Raw genomic sequence first — 18,204 nt, 5'->3', positions numbered from 1 at the left:
CCTACGCGGGCTGCGGCTCCGTCCGCTCCTTCGCGACGAGCGTCAGCACGTCGTAGGTCGCGACGAGCTCGTCGTTCTGGTTCTTCAGCACCGCGTCCCAGCGCACCTCGCCGTACTCGTCGGTCTCGCGCGGCGAGATCTGCTTGGCCGTGAGTTCGACACGGATCTCGTCGCCTGGCGACACGGGCGTGATGAAGCGCAGGTTCTCGAGGCCGTAGTTCGCGAGCACCGGGCCCGGCTCGGGGTCGACGAAGAGGCCGGCGGCCCACGACACGAGCAGGTACCCGTGGGCGACCCGGCCGGGGAAGAACGGGTTCGCGGCCGCCGCCTCCTCGTTCATGTGGGCGTAGAACGTGTCGCCCGTGAAGTTCGCGAACGTCTCGATGTCGTCGAGGGTCACGACGCGCGGCGCCGACGCGACCTGGTCGCCGATGCGCAGCTCGGCGAGCGACTTGCGGAACGGGTGCGGCTCACCGCTCGCCTCGTACGGCCGGGCCGCGGCGCCCGCGTGCCACACGCCGGTGAGCGCGGTCAGCATCTCGGGCGAACCCTGCACCGCGGTGCGCTGCATGTGGTGCAGCACGGCGCGGATGCCGCCGAGCTCCTCGCCGCCACCGGCCCGCCCGGGCCCGCCGTGCACGAGGTTCGGCAGCGGCGACCCGTGACCGGTCGAGCTGCGCGCGTCGTCGCGGTCGAGGAAGAGCACGCGCCCGTTGTAGGCGGCGATGCCCGACGCGAGCGCGACGGCGACGTCGGGGTCGTGCGTCGCGACGCTCGTCACGAGGGATCCGCCGCCCCGCGCCACGAGCGCGACCGCCTCGTCGAGCGAGTCGTAGCCGACGATCGACGACACCGGGCCGAAGGCCTCGACCTCGTGCAGCGCCGGGCTCGAGGCATCCGCGAACCGCAGCAGCACCGGCGAGACGAAGGCGCCGTCGGATGCCTCGCCGCGCGTGCCGTCGGCGAGGGTGACGGTGGGTGTGCCCGTCGACCCGACGACGACCTCGCCGCCGGCCTGCTCGAGGCGGCCCACCTGGCGCAGCACCTCGTCGCGCTGGGCGAGCGACGCGAGCGGGCCCATGGTGACGCCCTCGGTGCGCGGGTCGCCGACGACGACGCGCTCCGCGATGCGCGCGCGCACCGCGTCGATGACGGCGTCGATGGATGCCTCGGGCACGATCGCCCGGCGGATGGCCGTGCACTTCTGCCCGGCCTTCGTCGTCATCTCGACGACGAGCTGCTTGACGTACGCGTCGAACTCGGGGGTTCCGGCGACGGCGTCGGTGCCGAGCACCGAGGCGTTGATCGAGTCGGTCTCGCTCGTGAAGCGCACCCCGCCGGTCTGCACGGAATCGTGCGCCCTCAGCCGCTCGGCGGTCGACGCCGAACCGGTGAAGCCGACGAGGTCGCCGAGGCGCAGCTCGTCGAACAGGGTGGGCACGCTGCCCGACACCAGCTGCAGCGAGCCGTCGGGCAGGAGGCCCGACTCGACGAGGATGCGCACCATGTGCTCGGCGAGGTAGCCGGTGGGCGTCGCGGGCTTCACGACCGTCGGCATGCCGGCGAGGAACGCCGGGGCGAACTTCTCGAGCGACCCCCAGACCGGGAAGTTGAAGGCGTTGATCTGCACGGCGACACCCGGCAGGCGGGTGTAGATGTGCCGGCCGAGGAATGAGCCGTCCTTCGAGAGCGGCTCGACCGCGCCGTCGACGTAGACCTTCGCGTTCGGCATCTCGCGGCGGCCCTTGCCCGAGTAGGTGAAGAGCACGCCGATGCCGCCGTCGATGTCGACCCACGAGTCCTGCTTCGTGGCGCCGGTGCGGCTCGAGATCTCGTAGAGCTCGGCCTTGCGCTCGGTGAGCGCGAGCGCCATCTGCTTGAGCAGCACCGCCCGCTGGTGGAAGGTCAGCTCGCCGAGGCTCGCCTGCCCCACCGTGCGCGCGTAGTCGAGCGCGCCGCCGAGGTCGAGGCCCTCGGTCGAGACCCGGGCGACGACCTCGCCCGTCGAGGCGTCGCGCACCTCGGTCGCGCCGGCCGCGGCATCGGCGTCGGGCGTCCACCACTCGCCGCGGACGTAGCTCGGCAGGATCTCGGTCATCAGTGAATCCTCTCGGGGGTCGGGGAGCGACGATGGAGCGTGTCGAGACCGCTCACGAGGCATCCCATCGGTAGAAGCCCTCGCCGGCCTTGCGGCCGAGCTTGCCCTCGGCGACCAGGCGGCGCAGCAGGGCGGGCGGTTCGAATCGGTCGCCGAGCGTCTCGGCGAGGTACTCGGCGATGCCGAGCCGCACGTCGAGTCCGACGAGGTCGGTGAGCCGCAACGGCCCGACCGGGTGCTTGTAGCCGAGCGTCATCGCGGCGTCGATGTCCTCGGCGCTCGCGACCCCCGCCTCGAGCATGCGGATCGCCTCGAGCCCGAGCGCGACGCCCAGGCGCGACGAGGCGAACCCCGGGGCGTCGGCGACGACGATCGGCGTCTTTCCGATGGCACGCACCCAGTCGCGCGCGTCGTCGACGAGCGAGGGGTCGGATGCCTCGCCGCGCACGATCTCGACGAGGGTCGAGGCCGGCACGGGGTTGAAGAAGTGCAGGCCGACGAACCGGTGCGGGCGCTCGAGCAGAGCGGCGAGCTGGTCGATCGAGATCGACGACGTGTTCGACGCGAGGGCGGCGCCCGGTGCGAGCACCGCCTCGACCCGGGTGAGGGCGTCGATCTTGAGCTCGAGGTCCTCCGGCACCGCCTCGACGACGAGATCGCAACCGGCGAAGGCGTCGACGGCGGTGCTCGTCGCGAAACGGGCGGCGTACGCTGCGACATCCTCGTCGGCGGTGCCGCGCGCGATCGAGGCGTCGACCGACTCGAGCACACGGGTCGCGGCGGCCGTCGCGGCATCGGCGTCGCGCTCGACGACGGTGACCCGCGAGCCCGCGAGCAGGAAGGCGTGGGCGATGCCGGCGCCCATGCGACCGCCGCCGAGCACGCCGACACGGCCGGGGGCACCAGAGGCGGTGCTCGACGAGGGAGTCGTCTCGGGACCGCGGGACTCGTCGTTCACTGCTTCCTCTCCAGGAACTCGGTCATGCGCCGCATCTTCTCGGGGCTCTCGAAGAGCACGGCCTGCTCGTCGAGGTCGACCGCGGGGTGCGCCGAGCGCGGAGCGCGGAAGACGCGCTTCGTCGCCATCGTCGCGGCCCGGTCGTTGCGGGCGATGCGGTCGGCGACCTCGTGCGCGGCCGCGAGCAGGTCGCCGGCCGGGTGCACCGACGAGACGAGCCCGATCGAGAGCGCCTCGGCCGCGTCGATCGTGCGCCCCGTCAGCAGCAGCTCGGCGGCGCGGGCGTCGCCGACGATCTCCTTGAGGCGCCAGCTGGCGCCGGCCGCGGCGATGATGCCGAGCCCGGTCTCGGGATTGCCGATCTTGAGCGACGGGGTCGCGATGCGGATGTCGGCGGCGTACGCGAGCTCGGCGCCGCCGCCGAGGGCGTACCCGTCGAGGGCGGCGATGACCGGCATCGGCAGGTCGGCGATGCGGATGAAGGCGTTCGCGTTGATGCCGCGGCGGGCGTCGTGCGCGCGACGATCGCGGAGCTGGGCGATGTCGGCGCCCGAGGCGAAGACGCCGCCGGCACCGGTGATGACGAGGATGCGCGGCTCGGCCTCGAGCTCGGCGCACAGCGCGTGCAGGGCGTCGATCGTGGCCTGGTCGATCGCGTTGCGCTTCTCGGGCCGGTCGAGCGTGGCGACGACGCGATCGGCCGACCGCTCGACGCGGAGCGGCCCCTCGGCGACGCCGTTCGTCGAGTCGCCCATCACACGCGCTCCACGATGAGGGCCGAGCCCTGGCCGACGCCGACGCACATGGTCGCGAGGCCGTAGCGAGCGCCCTCGCGCTCCATGCGGCCGAGCAGGGTCACCACGAGACGCGACCCGCTCGACCCGAGCGGGTGCCCGAGCGCGATGGCGCCCCCGTCGGCATTGACGAGCTCGTCATCGAGCCCGAGCCGGCGGATGCAGGCGATCGACTGCGTCGCGAACGCCTCGTTGAGCTCGATCGAGCCGATCTCGTCGAGGTCGATGCCGGCCCGCTCGAGCGCCTTCTCGGTGGCCGGCACCGGTCCGAGCCCCATGATCTCGGGGGCGATGCCCGCGCTCGCGCCGACCACGATGCGGGCCCGCGGGGTGAGCCCGTAGCGCTCGACCGCGGCGGCGCTCGCGACGACGATCGCCGAGGCGCCGTCGTTGAGCGAGCTCGAGTTGCCGGCCGTCACGACCTCGCCGCCCGGCACGACCGGGCGCAACCGCGCCAGAGCCTCGAGCGTGGAGTCGGGCCGCGGTCCCTCGTCGACGAGCACGTCGCCGCGATGCGTGGGCACGCCGACGATCTCGGCCTCGAACCGGCCGGCGGCGATCGCCGCGGCGGCCCGATGCTGCGAGCGCAGCGCGAAGGCGTCGGCCTCTGCACGGGTGATGCCGTCGACGCGCGCGACCTCTTCGGCCGTCTCGGGCATCGAGTAGGTCGCCTTGTCGCGGGCGACGAGTTCGGGGTTCGGGAACCGCCAGCCGATCGACGTGTCGTACGCCGCGCCGGGCTTCGCCCACGCCGAGCTCGGCTTCTGCTGCACCCAGGGCGCGCGGGTCATCGACTCGACGCCGCCGGCCACGATGAGGTCGGCGTCGCCGGCACGGATCGCCTGCGCGGCCATCGTGATGGCCGACATGCCCGAGGCGCAGAGCCGGTTGACGGTGACGCCCGGCACCTCGTCGGGCAGGCCGGCGAGGAGCACGGCCATGCGAGCGACGTTGCGGTTGTCCTCGCCGGCCTGGTTGGCGGCGCCGAGGATCACCTCGTCGATCTCGGCCGCCTCACCGGGTGCGAGGCCCGAACGGCGCACCGCCTCGCCGACGACGAGTGCGGCGAGGTCGTCGGGACGTACCGTCGCGAGGGCGCCGCCGTAGCGACCGACGGGCGTGCGCGCCCCTCCGACGAGATAGGCCTCGGCCATGCGGCTCTCCTGACTACGTTGTCCGACGGGGCACCGTGAGCACGGTATCGCCCGGTCGAATTCCTGACCGAGCGTTCGGGAAGTAATTATGTCACGTCGCGGCATCCGCCGCGACCTCGCGACCGCTCCGGCGAGCCTCGAAGACGACGGATGCCTCGGGGCGGCGATCACCCCGAGGCATCCGCGCTCATCGACGGTTCAGTCGAGCAGGTCGACGTCCTTCGTCTCCTTCACGAGCGAGACGCCCACGAGCGAGATGACGGCGGCGATCGCGATGTAGACGCCGATCGTCCACGAGGCGTGGAACTGGTTCATGAGCGCCTCGGCGATCATCGGGGCGAACGCGCCGCCGAGGATCGCGCCGAGCGCGTACCCGATCGAGACGCCCGAGTACCGCACGTTCGCCGGGAACATCTCGGCGTAGAGCGCCGCCTGCGGCCCGTACGAGAGGCCCAGCCCGAACGTCATCACGAACAGCGCGACGAAGTACCAGAGGATCTCGCCCGTGTCGATGAGGAACCACATCGGCACGGCCCAGAGCGCGAGGAAGACGTAGCCGATCTGGAACGTGCGCACGCGACCCAGCCGGTCGGAGACCCGGCCGCCCCAGAGCGTGAAGATCAGCCAGCCGAACGAGGCGAGGGTCGTCGCGAGCAGCACCGTCGGGCGGTCCATGCCGAGCGCCGTGACCGCGTAGGTCGCGAAGTACGCGATCAGCAGGTAGCCGGCCGCATTGTTCGCGATGAAGATGACCGCCGTGAGCACGACCTGCTTCGTGTTCTTGCGGAACAGCTGGCCGAGCGGGGCCGAGGCCTCCTTGCGGCGGCGCAGCAGCTCCTCGAACACCGGGCTCTCCTCGACGGCCTTGCGGATGACGTAGCCGACGATGATCAGCACGATCGAGAGCAGGAACGGGATGCGCCATCCCCACGCCATGAACGCCTCGGGCGACATCGAGCTCGTGAGCACCCACAGCGTGAAGGTCGCGAGGATCATGCCGATCGGCACGCCGATCTGCGGGAAGGCGCCGAAGAACCCGCGCTTGCCGTTCGGCGCGTGCTCGACGGCCATGAGTGCGGCGCCGCCCCACTCGCCGCCCGCCGAGAAGCCCTGCAGGATGCGCAGCAGGATGAGCAGGACGGGCGCCGCGATGCCGATCGCGGCGTAGGTCGGCAGCACGCCGATGAGCGCGGTCGACAGGCCCATCATGACGAGCGTGAAGACGAGCATCTTCTTGCGGCCGAGCTTGTCGCCGAGGCGACCGGCGACGACGGCGCCGAGCGGCCGGAACAGGAACGAGATGCCGATCGTCGCGAACGAGAGCACCTGGGCGAGGCCCGGGTTCGACTCGGCGACGGGGGCGAGGAAGAGCGGCGCGAGCACGAGGCCGGCGGCCTGCGCGTAGATGAAGAAGTCGTACCACTCGATCGAGGTGCCGACGAGGGTGCCGGCGAGGACCTTGCGTTCTTCGGCCGTGGTGCTTCCGGCCCGGGGGCGGTCGGTGACAGCGGTCATGCGAACTCCGTTGTTCAGGGGGCGGGCGGGGACAGGCCGGCCGGCGCGACCGGGACGCGTCGCGCCGGAGACCTATTTCCTGACCGATTGTTCGGTAGGGAATCCAGAGCGTATCGCATCCGGCCGCCCGTGCGGAAGGCTGTCAGCGGCATCGGGCAGGCTTGAGGGCATGAGCGACCTGCGTCCGTCCGCCCTCGAAGCCCTGCGCGAGCTCGTCGGCCGCGACGACGCCGTCTTCCACGACGGCCAGTTCGAGGCGATCCAGGCGCTCGTCGAGGGGCGGCGTCGCGCCCTCGTGGTGCAGCGCACCGGCTGGGGCAAGTCGGCGGTCTACTTCGTCGCGACGCTCCTGCAGCGGCGCGCCGGCGCCGGCCCCACCCTGCTCGTCTCCCCGCTCATCGCGCTCATGCGCGACCAGATCGCCGCCGCCGAGCGAGCAGGCGTGCGCGCAGTGGCCATCAACTCGACGAACGCGCACGAGTGGCGCGACGTCGAGCAGCAGCTCGCGGCCGACGAGGTCGACGTGCTGCTCGTCTCCCCCGAGCGCCTCAACAACCCGGCGTTCCGCGAGACGCAGCTGCCGGCGCTCGTCGAGCGCATCGGCCTGCTCGTCGTCGACGAAGCGCACTGCATCAGCGACTGGGGGCACGACTTCCGTCCCGACTACCGCCGGCTCCGCGAGCTCATCGCCCGGATGCCGGCCGACGTGCCCGTGCTCGCGACCACGGCGACCGCGAACAGCCGCGTCGTCGCCGACGTGGCCGAACAGCTGGGGGCGACGACGGGCGGTCCGGCGCCCGCCTCCGGCCCTGATGCGGATGCCGCGGCCGGCGTGCTCACCATCCGCGGTCCGCTCGCCCGCGCCTCACTGCGGCTCGGCGTGCTGCGGCTGCCCGATTCGCCGAGCCGGCTGGCGTGGCTGCTGAACCACCTCGACGACCTGCCGGGCTCCGGCATCATCTACACCCTCACGGTCGCCGCGGCGAACGACACCGCACGCCTGCTGCGCGAGCACGGCCACGCCGTGCGCGCCTACACGGGCCAGACCGACCCCGACGAACGCGCCGAGTCCGAGACGATGCTGAAGCGCAACGAGGTCAAGGCGCTCATCGCGACGAGCGCGCTCGGCATGGGCTTCGACAAGCCCGACCTCGGTTTCGTGCTGCACCTCGGCGCTCCATCGTCACCCGTCGCCTACTACCAGCAGGTCGGCCGCGCGGGGCGGGCGACCGAGTCGGCCGACGTGCTGCTCATGCCCGGCACCGAAGATCCCGACATCTGGCACTACTTCGCCACCGCGTCGATGCCCGATGAAGAGCGCGCGAGCCGCGTGATCTCGGCCCTCTCCTCCGACGCCCCGACCTCGACGCCGTCGCTCGAGGCCATGGTCGACATCCGGCGGACCCCGCTCGAGCTCCTGCTCAAGGTGCTCGACGTCGACGGGGCGGTGCGCCGGGTGCAGGGCGGCTGGGTCGCGACCGGTGCGCCATGGGTCTACGACGCCGACCGATACCGCCGCATCGCCGCAGAGCGCCTCGCCGAGCAGCAGCACATGCTCGAGTACGAGACGACCGACGGCTGCCGCATGGAGTTCCTGCAGCGCTCGCTCGACGACGACACGGCGACCCCGTGCGGCCGGTGCGACAACTGCGCGGGCGCCTGGTACCCGACGAGCGTCGGCGGCGAGGCATCCGCCGCCGCCCGGGGAGCGCTCGACCGGGTGGGCGTTCCGATCGAGCCGCGTGCGCAGTGGCCCACCGGCGCCGACCGCCTGGGCGTACCGGTGAAGGGCCGCATCGCGCCCGAGGCGCGAGCCGCCGAGGGGCGGGCGCTGGCCCGGCTCACCGACCTCGGCTGGGGCGGCACGCTGCGCGAGCTGTTCGCGGCCGGCGCCCCCGATGCACCGGTGCCGCCCCGCGTGCTCGACGGCTGCGTGCGGGTGCTCGCCGAGTGGGGTTGGGCCGAGCGCCCGGTGGCCGTGGTCGCGATGCCGTCGCGCTCGAAGCCGCAGCTGGTCGATTCACTCGCGCGCGGCCTCGCCGAGGTGGGGCGGCTGCCCTACCTCGGTGCGCTCGAACTCGTCGACGGCGGTCCGACCGGCCAGCCGGGCGGCAACAGCGCGTTCCGGCTCGCGGGCGTGTGGCAGCGCTTCAGCGCCGGCGGGCTCGGTGTGCCGGCTGGGCCGGTGCTGCTCGTCGACGACCAGGTCGACAGCCGATGGACCCTGACGGTCGCCGCACGCGAACTCCGCGCAGCCGGGGCGACCGAGGTGCTGCCTTTCGCGCTGGCTGTGCGAGGGTAGCGGGCGCGCTGCGTCAGTACGTCTGGTGCACGATCGCCTGCGCGACGGCGGACGCGCCGTCGCCCTGGATCCGGTAGAGGCTGTCACCCACGACGAGGTAGGCGGGCGACGACGGTCCGTCGTCGTATCCACGGACGACCGCCTCCGCCGTCGACCCCGCGGGTACGTCGGCGAGCTCGATCGGCTCGAACGCCACGTCGCCGTCGGGCTCGCGCAGGCGCTCGAAGAGCGGCCCGAATCCGCGGGCGGTCGTGATCGAGACGAGCGGCACGGCTCCGCCATCCACGACGACGTCGCAGTCGAAGGCACGGGCCGCCGCCTCGACGGCGCCCGTGAAGCCCTCGACCGGCGCGGTCGTCGCGTCGACCGCCGTGTATTCGACGGCGCTGCCGTCGGGAAGCTGCTCGGCCGCGACGATGCCCTGCTCGTCGAGCCCTCCGGTGCAGGCGGCCTCGCCCTCGCGCGACGGCATCGCCGGCCAGGCGAGCTGCTCGGGCGACGCGCCCGCGATGCTCGTGAAGACCGGCTCTGCTGCGGCGGCGAGGCGGTCGAGCATGTCGCCACCGGGCACGCCGAGGAAGCGCGATCCCGCACCGGTCAGTCCGGCGGCGCTGATGCTCAGCCGCACCCACGCGTCGCCCACCGGAGCCGACAGCCGCCACCCGCTGTCACCGGCGGCGATCGATGCGGTGATCCCGGCCACGTCACGGGTATCGGTCGACGGGGCGTCACCGGCCCACTCGGGTTGCCACTCGCCGGCCGCCTCGGGGAGCACGTCGACGCGCAGGTACGCCCAGTCGGAGCCGTTGCCGTAGTCCGGCATCCCGCTGCCGACCCGCCACGAACAGGGCAGGCCGCCGACGCCCTCGAGCAGGACGCCGGTGAAGACGTCGTGCTCGTACGCCGCGGCGACGGGCTCGACCGGGTTGCCGTCGCCGCCCTCGAGGGTCGCCGCGACGAGCTCGGGCGCGACGAGGTCGTCGCACTCGAGCGGCGTCGCGACGGGCTCGGGAGATGCGGCGGCCGTCGGGTCGGGAGAAGCCGCGGGTGCCGGCTCGGGGGTGCATCCGGCGAGGCCGGCGACGAGGACGGCGGTCGCGACGACTCCGGCGAACAGTTCGAGACCCGATGAGCGCATGGGTCCGAACATAGCGCGCCGGTGGGGTCGGCGGATTAGTGTGTGCACGGTGACGGGCGCGGCATCCTGCCCTCACCGCCCGTCTTCCCGCCGTCCGCGACGGCTCACTCCCCGGTGGAGTCCTCAGGGGCGGCGGGCGTCTCCGTCGGAGCGGGCTCCTCGGTCGGGACGGGCGCCTCGGTCGGAGTCGGCGTGCTCGGCGGCCCGAAGAGCCGCCACGATCCGGCGGCGCATTCGTAGAACTGCACGGTCGAGGTGTCGATGTAGACGTCGCCGTTCGTCGTGCACGTGTCGGCCGCCGGAGCGCCGACGCCGAGCAGGACCTGGGTCCCCGGAGTGCCGGCTTCGCCTTGCGCTCCCTGCTCGCCCTGCTCGCCCTGTTCGCCCTGTTCGCCCTGCGCGCCGGTCGCACCCGTCTTTCCGGTGGCGCCCGTCAGGTTCTCGGCGGCCGACTCGCGGATGTTGCCGACGAGCGTCCACTCGCCGTCCTCGAAGAGGTACACGTCGGAGGTGGTGATGTCGATGTAGACGTCGCCCTCGTAGCCCTTGCCGGCCTCGGGCGCCCCGCTGCCGGCGCGAACGGCCGATCCCGCGGGCAGGATCTCCTCGAGCGCCTCTTCGTAGGCGGCCTCGTCGACCGTCGCCGTCGGCGTCGGGCTGGGAGCCGCGGCCGTCGAGTCACCGGATCGAGCGAGCCACGAGCCGAGGAACGCCGCGACGAACGACAGCACGACGATGACGACGCCGAACCAGATGAGCATCGAACGCGTCGCGGCCGCGGGTGGAGCTGCAGTCGCGGCACCGGCGGGCGCGCCGGCCGGTGGCGCACCACCCTCGGACGGAGCAGGGGTCGAGGTCGGTTCGTCGGTCATGCGGTTGCGCCTCCCCAGCGCGCTCCCGCCCGAGCCCGGGCGGCCGCGCCGGGGAGTCGCGTCGCGCTCATGCTAGCGCCGCGACTCCCGCGGGCTCAGGAGGCGGGCTCGACGTCAGTCGTGTCGGCCACTGACGCGGTCACGTCGGACGACTCGACCTCGACGACCTCGACCGTCTCGACCTCGACCGCGGCGGCACCGCGCTCGAGCTCGCCGTGCAGGTCGTCGCCGAGGCGCACGTCGACGAAGTCGACGTCGATCTCGGCGCGACCGAGCAACTCGCTCATGCGACGCTGACGGTTGCGCGGGATGAGGGTGACGACGCGACCCTCCTTGCCGGCGCGGCCGGTACGGCCCGCACGGTGCAGGTAGGTCTTGTACTCGTCGGGCGCGTCGGCCTGGATCACGAGGTCGATGTCGTCGACGTGGATGCCTCGCGCCGCGACATCCGTCGCGACGAGCACGTCGACGCGACCGCTCGTGAGCTGGTGCAGGTTGCGCGTGCGCTTGGCCTGGTTGAGGTCGCCGTGGAGGGCGACCGCGCGGATTCCGTAGTCCTCGAGGTGGTCGGTCAGGTCCTCCGCGAAGGCGCGGGTGCGGCTGAACACGAGGGTCTTGCCCTCGCGCTGCGCGAGCTGGGCGACGATGTCGCGCTTGTCGCGGTTGTCGATGACGAACACGCGGTGGTCGATCGTCGACGAGGCCTGGTCTTCACCGGCGACCTCGTGCACGGCCGGCTCGACGAGGAATTCGTCGACGAGGGCGGCGACGCCCTTGTCGAGGGTCGCCGAGAACAGCAGCTTCTGGCCGCCGGGGGCGGTACGACGGATGATGCGCTGCACCGGCTCGAGGAACCCGAGGTCGCACATGTGGTCGGCCTCGTCGAGCACCGTGATGACGACCTCCGAGAGGTCGAGGCGGCCCTGCTCGATCAGGTCCTCGATGCGACCGGGGGTGCCGATCACGATGTCGACGCCGCGCTGCAGCGCACCGACCTGGCGCCCCTGCGGCACGCCGCCGTAGATCTGGGTCGTGAAGAGGCCGACACTCTGCGCGATCGGCTGCACGGTGCGGTCGATCTGCAGCGCGAGCTCGCGGGTCGGGGCGAGGATGAGGGCGCGGGGCTTGCGGCCCATCTGGCGGCGTCCGCCGGCCTTGCCCGACTCGGTCCAGAGCTGCATGAGCCGCTCGACCGCGGGGGCGCCGAACGCGATCGTCTTGCCCGAGCCGGTCTTGCCCCGGCCGAGCACGTCGCGGCCCTCGAGCACGACGGGGATCGTCGCGGCCTGGATCGGGAAGGGCGACTCCGCCCCGAGCTCGCGGAGCGCGCGGACGACGTTGCCGCCGAGGCCGAGATCGGCGAAGTCCACACCCTCGACGGCGTCGGCCTGGATGGCCTCGGCCTCGAGGCGCTCGAGCACGACGTCGTCGTTCGACGAGAAGCGCGGCGCCGCGTCGCGAGCGGGGAAGAAGTTCGAGGGCCGGCGACCGGAGTCGCGGAAGCCGGGCCGGTCGAACTCGCGACGCTGGCCGCGATCGTCGCGGCCATGGACGCGCGCGGGGCGGTCGTCGCGGTCGAAGCGGCGCGGTGCACGATCGTCGCGATCGTGCGAGCGGGCCGGGCGGTCGTTGCGGTCGTACGAACGCGGGGCGCGGTCGTTGCGGTCATGCGAGCGCGGCGCACGGTCGTCGCGATCGAAGCGGCGCGGAGCCCGATCGTCCCGATCGTAGGAGCGGGCCGGACGGTCGTTGCGGTCGTTGCGGTCGAACGAACGCGGGGCGCGGTCGTCACGATCGTAGGAGCGGGCCGGACGGTCGTTGCGGTCGTTCCGGTCGAACGAACGCGGAGCGCGGTCGTCGCGATCGTACGAACGAGCCGGACGGTCGTTCCGGTCGTTCCGGTCGTTCCGGTCGAACGAACGCGGAGCGCGATCGTCACGATCGTACGAACGGGCCGGACGGTCCTCGCGGTAGTGGGGGCGCGCGGGGCGGTCGCCGTATCGACGGTCGTCGCGCGAGCGCGGGTCCCGGGACGCACCGCTGCGCTCGGCTCCCCAACCGGCCGAGGAATCGGCGCGGCCCTCGCGGTCGGCACGGTGCGGTGAGCGGCCCGAGGCGACGCGCTCGTCGCGCGACCAGCGCTCCTTGCGGGGCGCCTCCTCCTCGGGACGGTAGCCACGGTGGCCGGGGCTGCGCGATCCGGCCTTCTGCGTTCCGCGACCCTTGCCGCCCTTCGCGTACGACGGGTCGAAGTTGGCGGCGGGACGGCCGCCCTTGGGCTTCTTGTTCTTGGGCATGGTGATGACTTCCTGGGTTGTACGAGAGGTACATGGCGGCGCAGCTGCGAGCGCAGCACGCCGAGAACCCGGAACATCGTCGACCGGGGCCGTTCACATACGGTGACTATCCGAGACCAGTCGCCCCGGAACCGGCCCTTTTGACTCACAAACCCATCCGCGCGAACGCGGTGTCAAGAACCGACCCGTCGAGAATACCGGAATCCGGCTGGGAAACCTCCGTGCAGCGCGCGAAACCGGGATCGACCACCGGTTCCGCCTTCGCCAGTGGGCCGAAAGGAGGACTATCCCCCGAACGGGGGCGCTGGCAGACTCGGCCACGGGCCGCCCCCCGTGGCCTGTTCTGGAGGGAACTGTCCAATGAAGCACACCGAACTCCGTCTGACACGCGCGACCGCGCTGTTCGCGAGCGCCCTGCTGATCCCCGCCGTCGCGGTGGTCCCAGCGGCGGCCGCAGCGGCCTCGCCGCAGACCTCCGCCTTCGCCGCGGCATCCGCGACGGCCGACTGCTCGGCCGACCCGAACGCCCGGCTCGATTCCGTCCCGTCGCCGGAGGACGCGCTCGGCACGCCGCTCGGCCTCGGCCAGGCCGAGCCGGTCACGGTCGACCAGATCCAGGCGTACGTCGCCGCGATCGACGCCGCCAGCGACCGGGTCGTCTCGGGCACCGTCGCGACGAGCAACGGGGGCGAGGAGATGCCCTACGCGATCGTGTCGAAGTCGGCGAACGTCACGAAGCCGGCGCTCGACAAGATCGCCAGGCAGATCCGCGAACTGCGCGATCCGCGTGCGCTGAACGACGCGAAGGCGGCCGAGTACGCCGACGAGCTGCCCGCGATCGCGTGGATCGCCGGCAACGTGCACGGCGGCGAGAAGTCGGGCGCCGATGCTGCGCTCAAGACGCTCTACGAGCTGTCGTCGGGCCTGTCGTGCGACGTCGAGAACCGGCTCGACAACCTGATCACGGTCATCATGCCGACGCAGAACCCCGACGGTCGCAACGCGAACCGCCGCCAGAACGACTTCGGCTTCGACCTCAACCGCGACTGGTTCGCGCGCACCCAGGTCGAGACCGACGCCAAGCTCGAGCTGCTGCGGGCCTTCCCACCGCAGGTCTTCATCGACGCCCACGAGATGGGCGGCCGCCAGTACTTCTTCCCGCCGAACGCCGACCCGATCCACCACGAGATCGCCGACCAGCCGGTCGACTGGATCAACCGCATCGGCGCCGAGAACGCCGAGACGTTCACGGAGAACTACAACGGCATCTGCACCGACACGGTCACGACCGAGTGCTACTTCAACTACCGCTCGTACGACATGTTCTACATGGGGTACGGCGACACGGTGCCCGCGACCGGGTTCGGTGCGGCCGGCATGACCTATGAGAAGGGGTCGGCGTCGGCCACCGAGGACCGGGTGCAGCAGCAGTTCCTCACGCAGTGGGCGACGACCGGTTGGGCTGCCGACAACCGGCACGAGATCCTGTCGAGCTGGTACCAGATCTGGAAGACCGCGCTCGCCGAGGGCGAGGCCGGCACGCTCGAGCCCAACGAGGTCGTGCAGCCGACGAACACCGTGCAGTTCCCGGTGCCCGACCTGACGGTGCGCAGCTATTTCCTGCTGCCCGACCGGCAGCTCGGCGACGTGCGCGAGCTCGTCGACCGGCTGCGCCGCATGGACGTCGAGGTCTACGAGGTCCAGAAGCCCCTGACCCTCGACTCCGCGCGCCTGTTCGGCGGCCGCGACGCCTCCGAGGTGACGGTGCCGGCCGGCTCCTACTGGATCCCCATGGCCCAGCCGCAGAAGCACTGGATCCAGGCGACGCTGGGTGAGGACCCGTACGTGCCGTTCCCGTACTTCTACGACGTCTCGTCGTGGAGCAACCCGCTGCTGGCGGGCATGAACGCCCTCTCGACGGGCGACGAGGTCACGCCCAAGGCGAAGCGCGTGACCGACACCTCGGGCGGCATCGCGAACACGGCGAAGAAGGGCGAGGCGTACGCCTACCCGCTCGACTCCTCGAAGGCGGCCGACCTGACGTTCGCCCTGCTGGGCGAGGGCGCCGAGCTGCAGCGCACGGCCGACGGGCTCGTCGTCGTGCCGCCGTCGGCGATGCGCTCGGTCGACCTCGACCGTCTGGCGCGATCGTTCGGCATCAGCCTCACGAACACGACGGCGCCGACGGATGCCTCGCCGCTCGGCCTGCCCGACGTCGGCCTGTTCGGCGGCACCGGCATCTCGCTCACGGCGGGATCGCACGGCGAGACGCGGTTCGTGCTCGGCGAGCGCTGGGGGCTCGACCTCGCGCCGGTGACGACGGCCGACATCAACGACAACACGGCGGCGTTCACCGACCGCGACGTGCTCGTCGTGCCCGACGGCTCGAACGCGACGGGCGGGCTCACCGCGACCGGTCAGGCGAACCTCAAGGCCTGGGTCGAGAACGGCGGCGTCTACCTGGGCTTCCGCAACGAGGGCACCCGCGTGGCGCGTTCGGCGGGGCTCACGAGCACGACCGAGCGGGCGAAGCCGGCGGGTTACCAGGTCGTCGGCTCGCACTTCCGGGTCGACACGGATGCCTCGAGCACGATCGGCCTCGGACGCCCCGACGAGGACTTCGCGTTCAACAACGGCGACCCGATCCTCGAGCCGTCGACGACGGGCACGAACGTGGTGACCTACCCGACGGGCGACACGTTCTGGACGAACGGCTACTCGGTCGGCGCCGACGCGCTCCGCGGTTCGGCCGCCGTCGTCGACGAGCCGGTCGGGTCGGGGCACGCGGTGCTCTACGCCTTCAACCCGCTGTTCCGCGCGTACAACGACTCGGGCATGCAGCTCGTCGCGAACGCGCTGCTCATGCCGGCGGGCGAGACCGCGGCGTCGTCGAACCGGGCGACCGCCGCCCGTGAGGCCGCGCAGGCGGCACCGGTCGCAGCCGACCTCGGCGGCGAGTGGCGCCCGATCTCGATCACGGTGGCGCCGAACGACGCGAAGAAGGTCGCCGCGCTCGTCGCGGAGTACGCCGACGACGCGACCAGGGCGACCGCCGGGGGCAGCACGGTGTTCACGATCGCGAACCCCGACGGGCTGAGCGCCGACGAGCACCCCTTCCTGCGCGAGCTCGTGCAGCGCATCCACGACGCGGGCGTCACCCCCCAGGCGATCGTCGGCTGAGGCCGCAGCCGCCTGTTCGGACGGCGTCGGCTCCGCGATCCGGTATCGCGGAGCCGACGCCGTGCAGCCGGGCGTCCGCCGTGAAACGTGCGCGAAACGCGCGGTCCGTACGCTCGTCGCATGCCGGCCGAACGACCCAGCACCGAAGCATCCGTCGCGATCTCGATCGAGCCGCCCCGACAGCCCGAGGTGGAGCGCCTGCTCGAGGGCAGCACCGAGTATTCGCGCAGCCTGTACCCGCCTGAAGCGTGCTTCCTGCTCGACGTCGCCCAGCTCGAGCGACCCGAGGTGCGGCTGTACGTCGCGCGCGACGCGCTCGGCGCCGCAGTCGGCATCGCGGCACTCGTCGACGAGACGCCGGGCGATGCCGCGGGAAGGCGCGGCGAGCTGAAGCGCATGTTCGTCGATCCGGCCGGACGCGGACTCGGCGTCGCGGGCGCCCTGCTCACGCGAATCGAGGCCGACGCGGCCTCCCGCGGCCTCGGCGAGATCGTGCTCGAGACGGGGCCGCGGCACCTGCCCGCGCTCGCCCTCTACGAGAAGCACGGGTACCGGCGGATCGAGCAGTTCGGCCAGTACATCGGCGAGGAGTTCAGCGTGTGCATGGCGAAGGAGCTCACCCCGGCCTGAGCATCGCGCCGCGGGCGAATGAGCAATCGCTACCCATCCGCGCTCGAGGCGCGCCGGGCCATCGTGGGAGCCGAACCCGCGAAAGGACCCGCACCATGCTCCGCCTCCTCTCCGCCATCGGACTCGGCGCCGCCGCCGGCGGCCTGATCGGCTGGATCGCGACCGGCGACCCGCGCTACTCGATGTTCTGGGGCATCGCCCTCACGATCGGGCTGCTCGCCGGCACCGCGTCGGTCTTCACGACGAGCCGCCGTGCGGTCGCCGCCGCGACCGACCCGACGGGCGAGCTCGCCCTCGCCCGGGTCGAACGCATCCGCCGGACCGGCATGACGATCAACGACCAGCCGCAGTGCGTGCTCGTGCTCACCGTGGCGCCTCGTCACCGCGCGGCCTATACGACCGTGCACCGCGAGATCGTCGACCTCGTCGCGCTGCCGCGCCTGCAGCCGGGCTGCGTGGTCGTGGTGCGCCGGCCGGTCGAGTCGAAGGCGAACGTCGTGCTCGTGATGGACCCGCCCGACGACTGGGAGCGGCTGCGGGAGGCCGAGCGGCTGCGCGCCGGCGCCGATCGCACCATCCCGCTCGCCGCCACCGCGCAGGCCTGGCCGAGCGAGCCCGAGACCCTGCTCGGCGTTCCGAAGGCGACGTCGAATCCGTTGCACGCCGTCGTGTTCGCGCTCGTGCTCGTCATCGCCGCCGCGGCGACGCTCGTGCCCGCGTACGGCACGATCGGCCGATCGATCACGGCGATCGCGGCAGGCGACCCGGCCGCCGCCGGAGTCGTCGAGGGCGACCGGCACGACGAGATCGTCGACGCGCTCGTGCGCGAGGTCGGCGGACCGCAGTTCACGAGCGTCGGCTTCTACGACGGCTACGCCCTCGCGACCGCGCCGTCGACACCCGGTGCGCTCACGATCGACGACTACCAGTACCGGTACGACCGCACCGAGCACCAGGGGCCCGAGCTCATCCAGCCCGATGATCCGGCCGCCGAGCTGTTCGACGTCACCGCCGTCGACTTCACGCAGGTCCGGGAGCTCATCGCGGCGGCGCAGCACGAGAGCGGCATCGCCGACCCCGAGTCGGTGATCGTGCGGTTCCAGCGGGCCGGGGTCGCCGACGAGTCGGGCAGCCGGCCGGTGCAGGCGATGGTCCTCCTCGACTCCGCGTACGAGGACGCGTCCGTGACGTTCGACGCGACGACGGGAGCGGTGGTCTCACGGTCGTGAGCAAGCGTTTCCAGATCGGCCGATCGTGGGTTAGCAT

12 protein-coding genes are annotated in these 18,204 nt (G+C 72.3%); 4 read left to right on the top strand and 8 right to left on the bottom strand.

Annotation, left to right across the window (positions count from 1 at the left end):
- Nucleotide 1: 1 nt before the first annotated feature.
- The 5 genes from paaZ to LR269_RS05605 all read right to left on the bottom strand — a co-directional run bounded on the left by paaZ (nucleotide 2) and on the right by LR269_RS05605 (nucleotide 6,519).
- The gene (paaZ, locus tag LR269_RS05625; RefSeq protein ID WP_231429788.1) at nucleotides 2–2,098 is read right to left on the bottom strand and encodes a phenylacetic acid degradation bifunctional protein PaaZ; all 2,097 of its coding nucleotides are present in this window, start codon (nucleotides 2,096–2,098) and stop codon (nucleotides 2–4) included.
- Between the two features lie 52 nt (nucleotides 2,099–2,150).
- On the bottom strand, nucleotides 2,151–3,056 hold the full coding sequence (locus tag LR269_RS05620; RefSeq protein WP_374201086.1) for a 3-hydroxyacyl-CoA dehydrogenase family protein: 906 nt from the start codon (nucleotides 3,054–3,056) through the stop codon (nucleotides 2,151–2,153).
- On the bottom strand, nucleotides 3,053–3,811 hold the full coding sequence (locus tag LR269_RS05615; protein ID WP_231429787.1) for an enoyl-CoA hydratase/isomerase family protein: 759 nt from the start codon (nucleotides 3,809–3,811) through the stop codon (nucleotides 3,053–3,055). Before LR269_RS05615 ends, LR269_RS05620 begins: the two co-directional genes overlap by 4 nt.
- Nucleotides 3,811–5,004, bottom strand: a complete 1,194-nt coding sequence (locus tag LR269_RS05610; RefSeq protein ID WP_231429786.1) for an acetyl-CoA C-acyltransferase — start codon at nucleotides 5,002–5,004, stop codon at nucleotides 3,811–3,813. The genes LR269_RS05615 and LR269_RS05610 overlap by 1 nt, the downstream gene beginning before the upstream one ends.
- A gap of 198 nt (nucleotides 5,005–5,202) precedes the next feature.
- The gene (locus tag LR269_RS05605) at nucleotides 5,203–6,519 is read right to left on the bottom strand and encodes an MFS transporter (RefSeq protein WP_231429785.1); all 1,317 of its coding nucleotides are present in this window, start codon (nucleotides 6,517–6,519) and stop codon (nucleotides 5,203–5,205) included.
- 169 nt (nucleotides 6,520–6,688) lie between these two features.
- On the opposite strand from LR269_RS05605, the gene LR269_RS05600 reads away from it, so the two are divergent.
- Complete coding sequence (locus LR269_RS05600) at nucleotides 6,689–8,821, top strand: RecQ family ATP-dependent DNA helicase (protein ID WP_231429784.1); 2,133 nt, start codon at nucleotides 6,689–6,691, stop codon at nucleotides 8,819–8,821.
- A 13-nt stretch (nucleotides 8,822–8,834) separates the two neighbouring features.
- On the opposite strand, the gene LR269_RS05595 is transcribed toward LR269_RS05600, so the two are convergent.
- From LR269_RS05595 to LR269_RS05585, 3 genes are all read right to left on the bottom strand, one after another.
- Nucleotides 8,835–9,959: a hypothetical protein gene (locus tag LR269_RS05595; RefSeq protein WP_231429783.1), complete on the bottom strand. Its 1,125-nt coding sequence runs from the start codon at nucleotides 9,957–9,959 to the stop codon at nucleotides 8,835–8,837.
- Nucleotides 9,960–10,063: 104 nt separating this feature from the next.
- A complete protein-coding gene (locus tag LR269_RS05590; RefSeq protein ID WP_231429782.1) occupies nucleotides 10,064–10,831 on the bottom strand; it encodes a hypothetical protein in 768 nt (255 codons plus the stop codon).
- Between the two features lie 95 nt (nucleotides 10,832–10,926).
- Nucleotides 10,927–13,128 carry a DEAD/DEAH box helicase gene (locus LR269_RS05585; protein WP_231429781.1) on the bottom strand — a complete coding sequence of 734 codons (2,202 nt, stop codon included), beginning with the start codon at nucleotides 13,126–13,128 and terminating at the stop codon, nucleotides 10,927–10,929.
- A gap of 360 nt (nucleotides 13,129–13,488) precedes the next feature.
- Here LR269_RS05585 and LR269_RS05580 point away from each other — a divergent pair, with 360 nt between their 5' ends.
- From LR269_RS05580 to LR269_RS05570, 3 genes are all read left to right on the top strand, one after another.
- Entirely contained in the window at nucleotides 13,489–16,308 is a 2,820-nt protein-coding gene (locus tag LR269_RS05580; protein WP_231429780.1) for a M14 family zinc carboxypeptidase, read from the top strand.
- Between the two features lie 120 nt (nucleotides 16,309–16,428).
- Nucleotides 16,429–16,938 carry a GNAT family N-acetyltransferase gene (locus LR269_RS05575; protein WP_231429779.1) on the top strand — a complete coding sequence of 170 codons (510 nt, stop codon included), beginning with the start codon at nucleotides 16,429–16,431 and terminating at the stop codon, nucleotides 16,936–16,938.
- A 95-nt stretch (nucleotides 16,939–17,033) separates the two neighbouring features.
- Nucleotides 17,034–18,167, top strand: a complete 1,134-nt coding sequence (locus LR269_RS05570) for a hypothetical protein (protein WP_231429778.1) — start codon at nucleotides 17,034–17,036, stop codon at nucleotides 18,165–18,167.
- The last annotated feature ends 37 nt before the right edge of the window (nucleotides 18,168–18,204 follow it).

The sequence above is a fragment of the Agromyces sp. S2-1-8 genome (genome assembly GCF_021129215.1).
Lineage (GTDB): Bacteria > Actinomycetota > Actinomycetes > Actinomycetales > Microbacteriaceae > Agromyces > Agromyces chromiiresistens.
The sequence above is the reverse complement of the archived record's forward strand: the minus strand, read 5'-3'. Positions and strand labels throughout refer to the sequence as shown.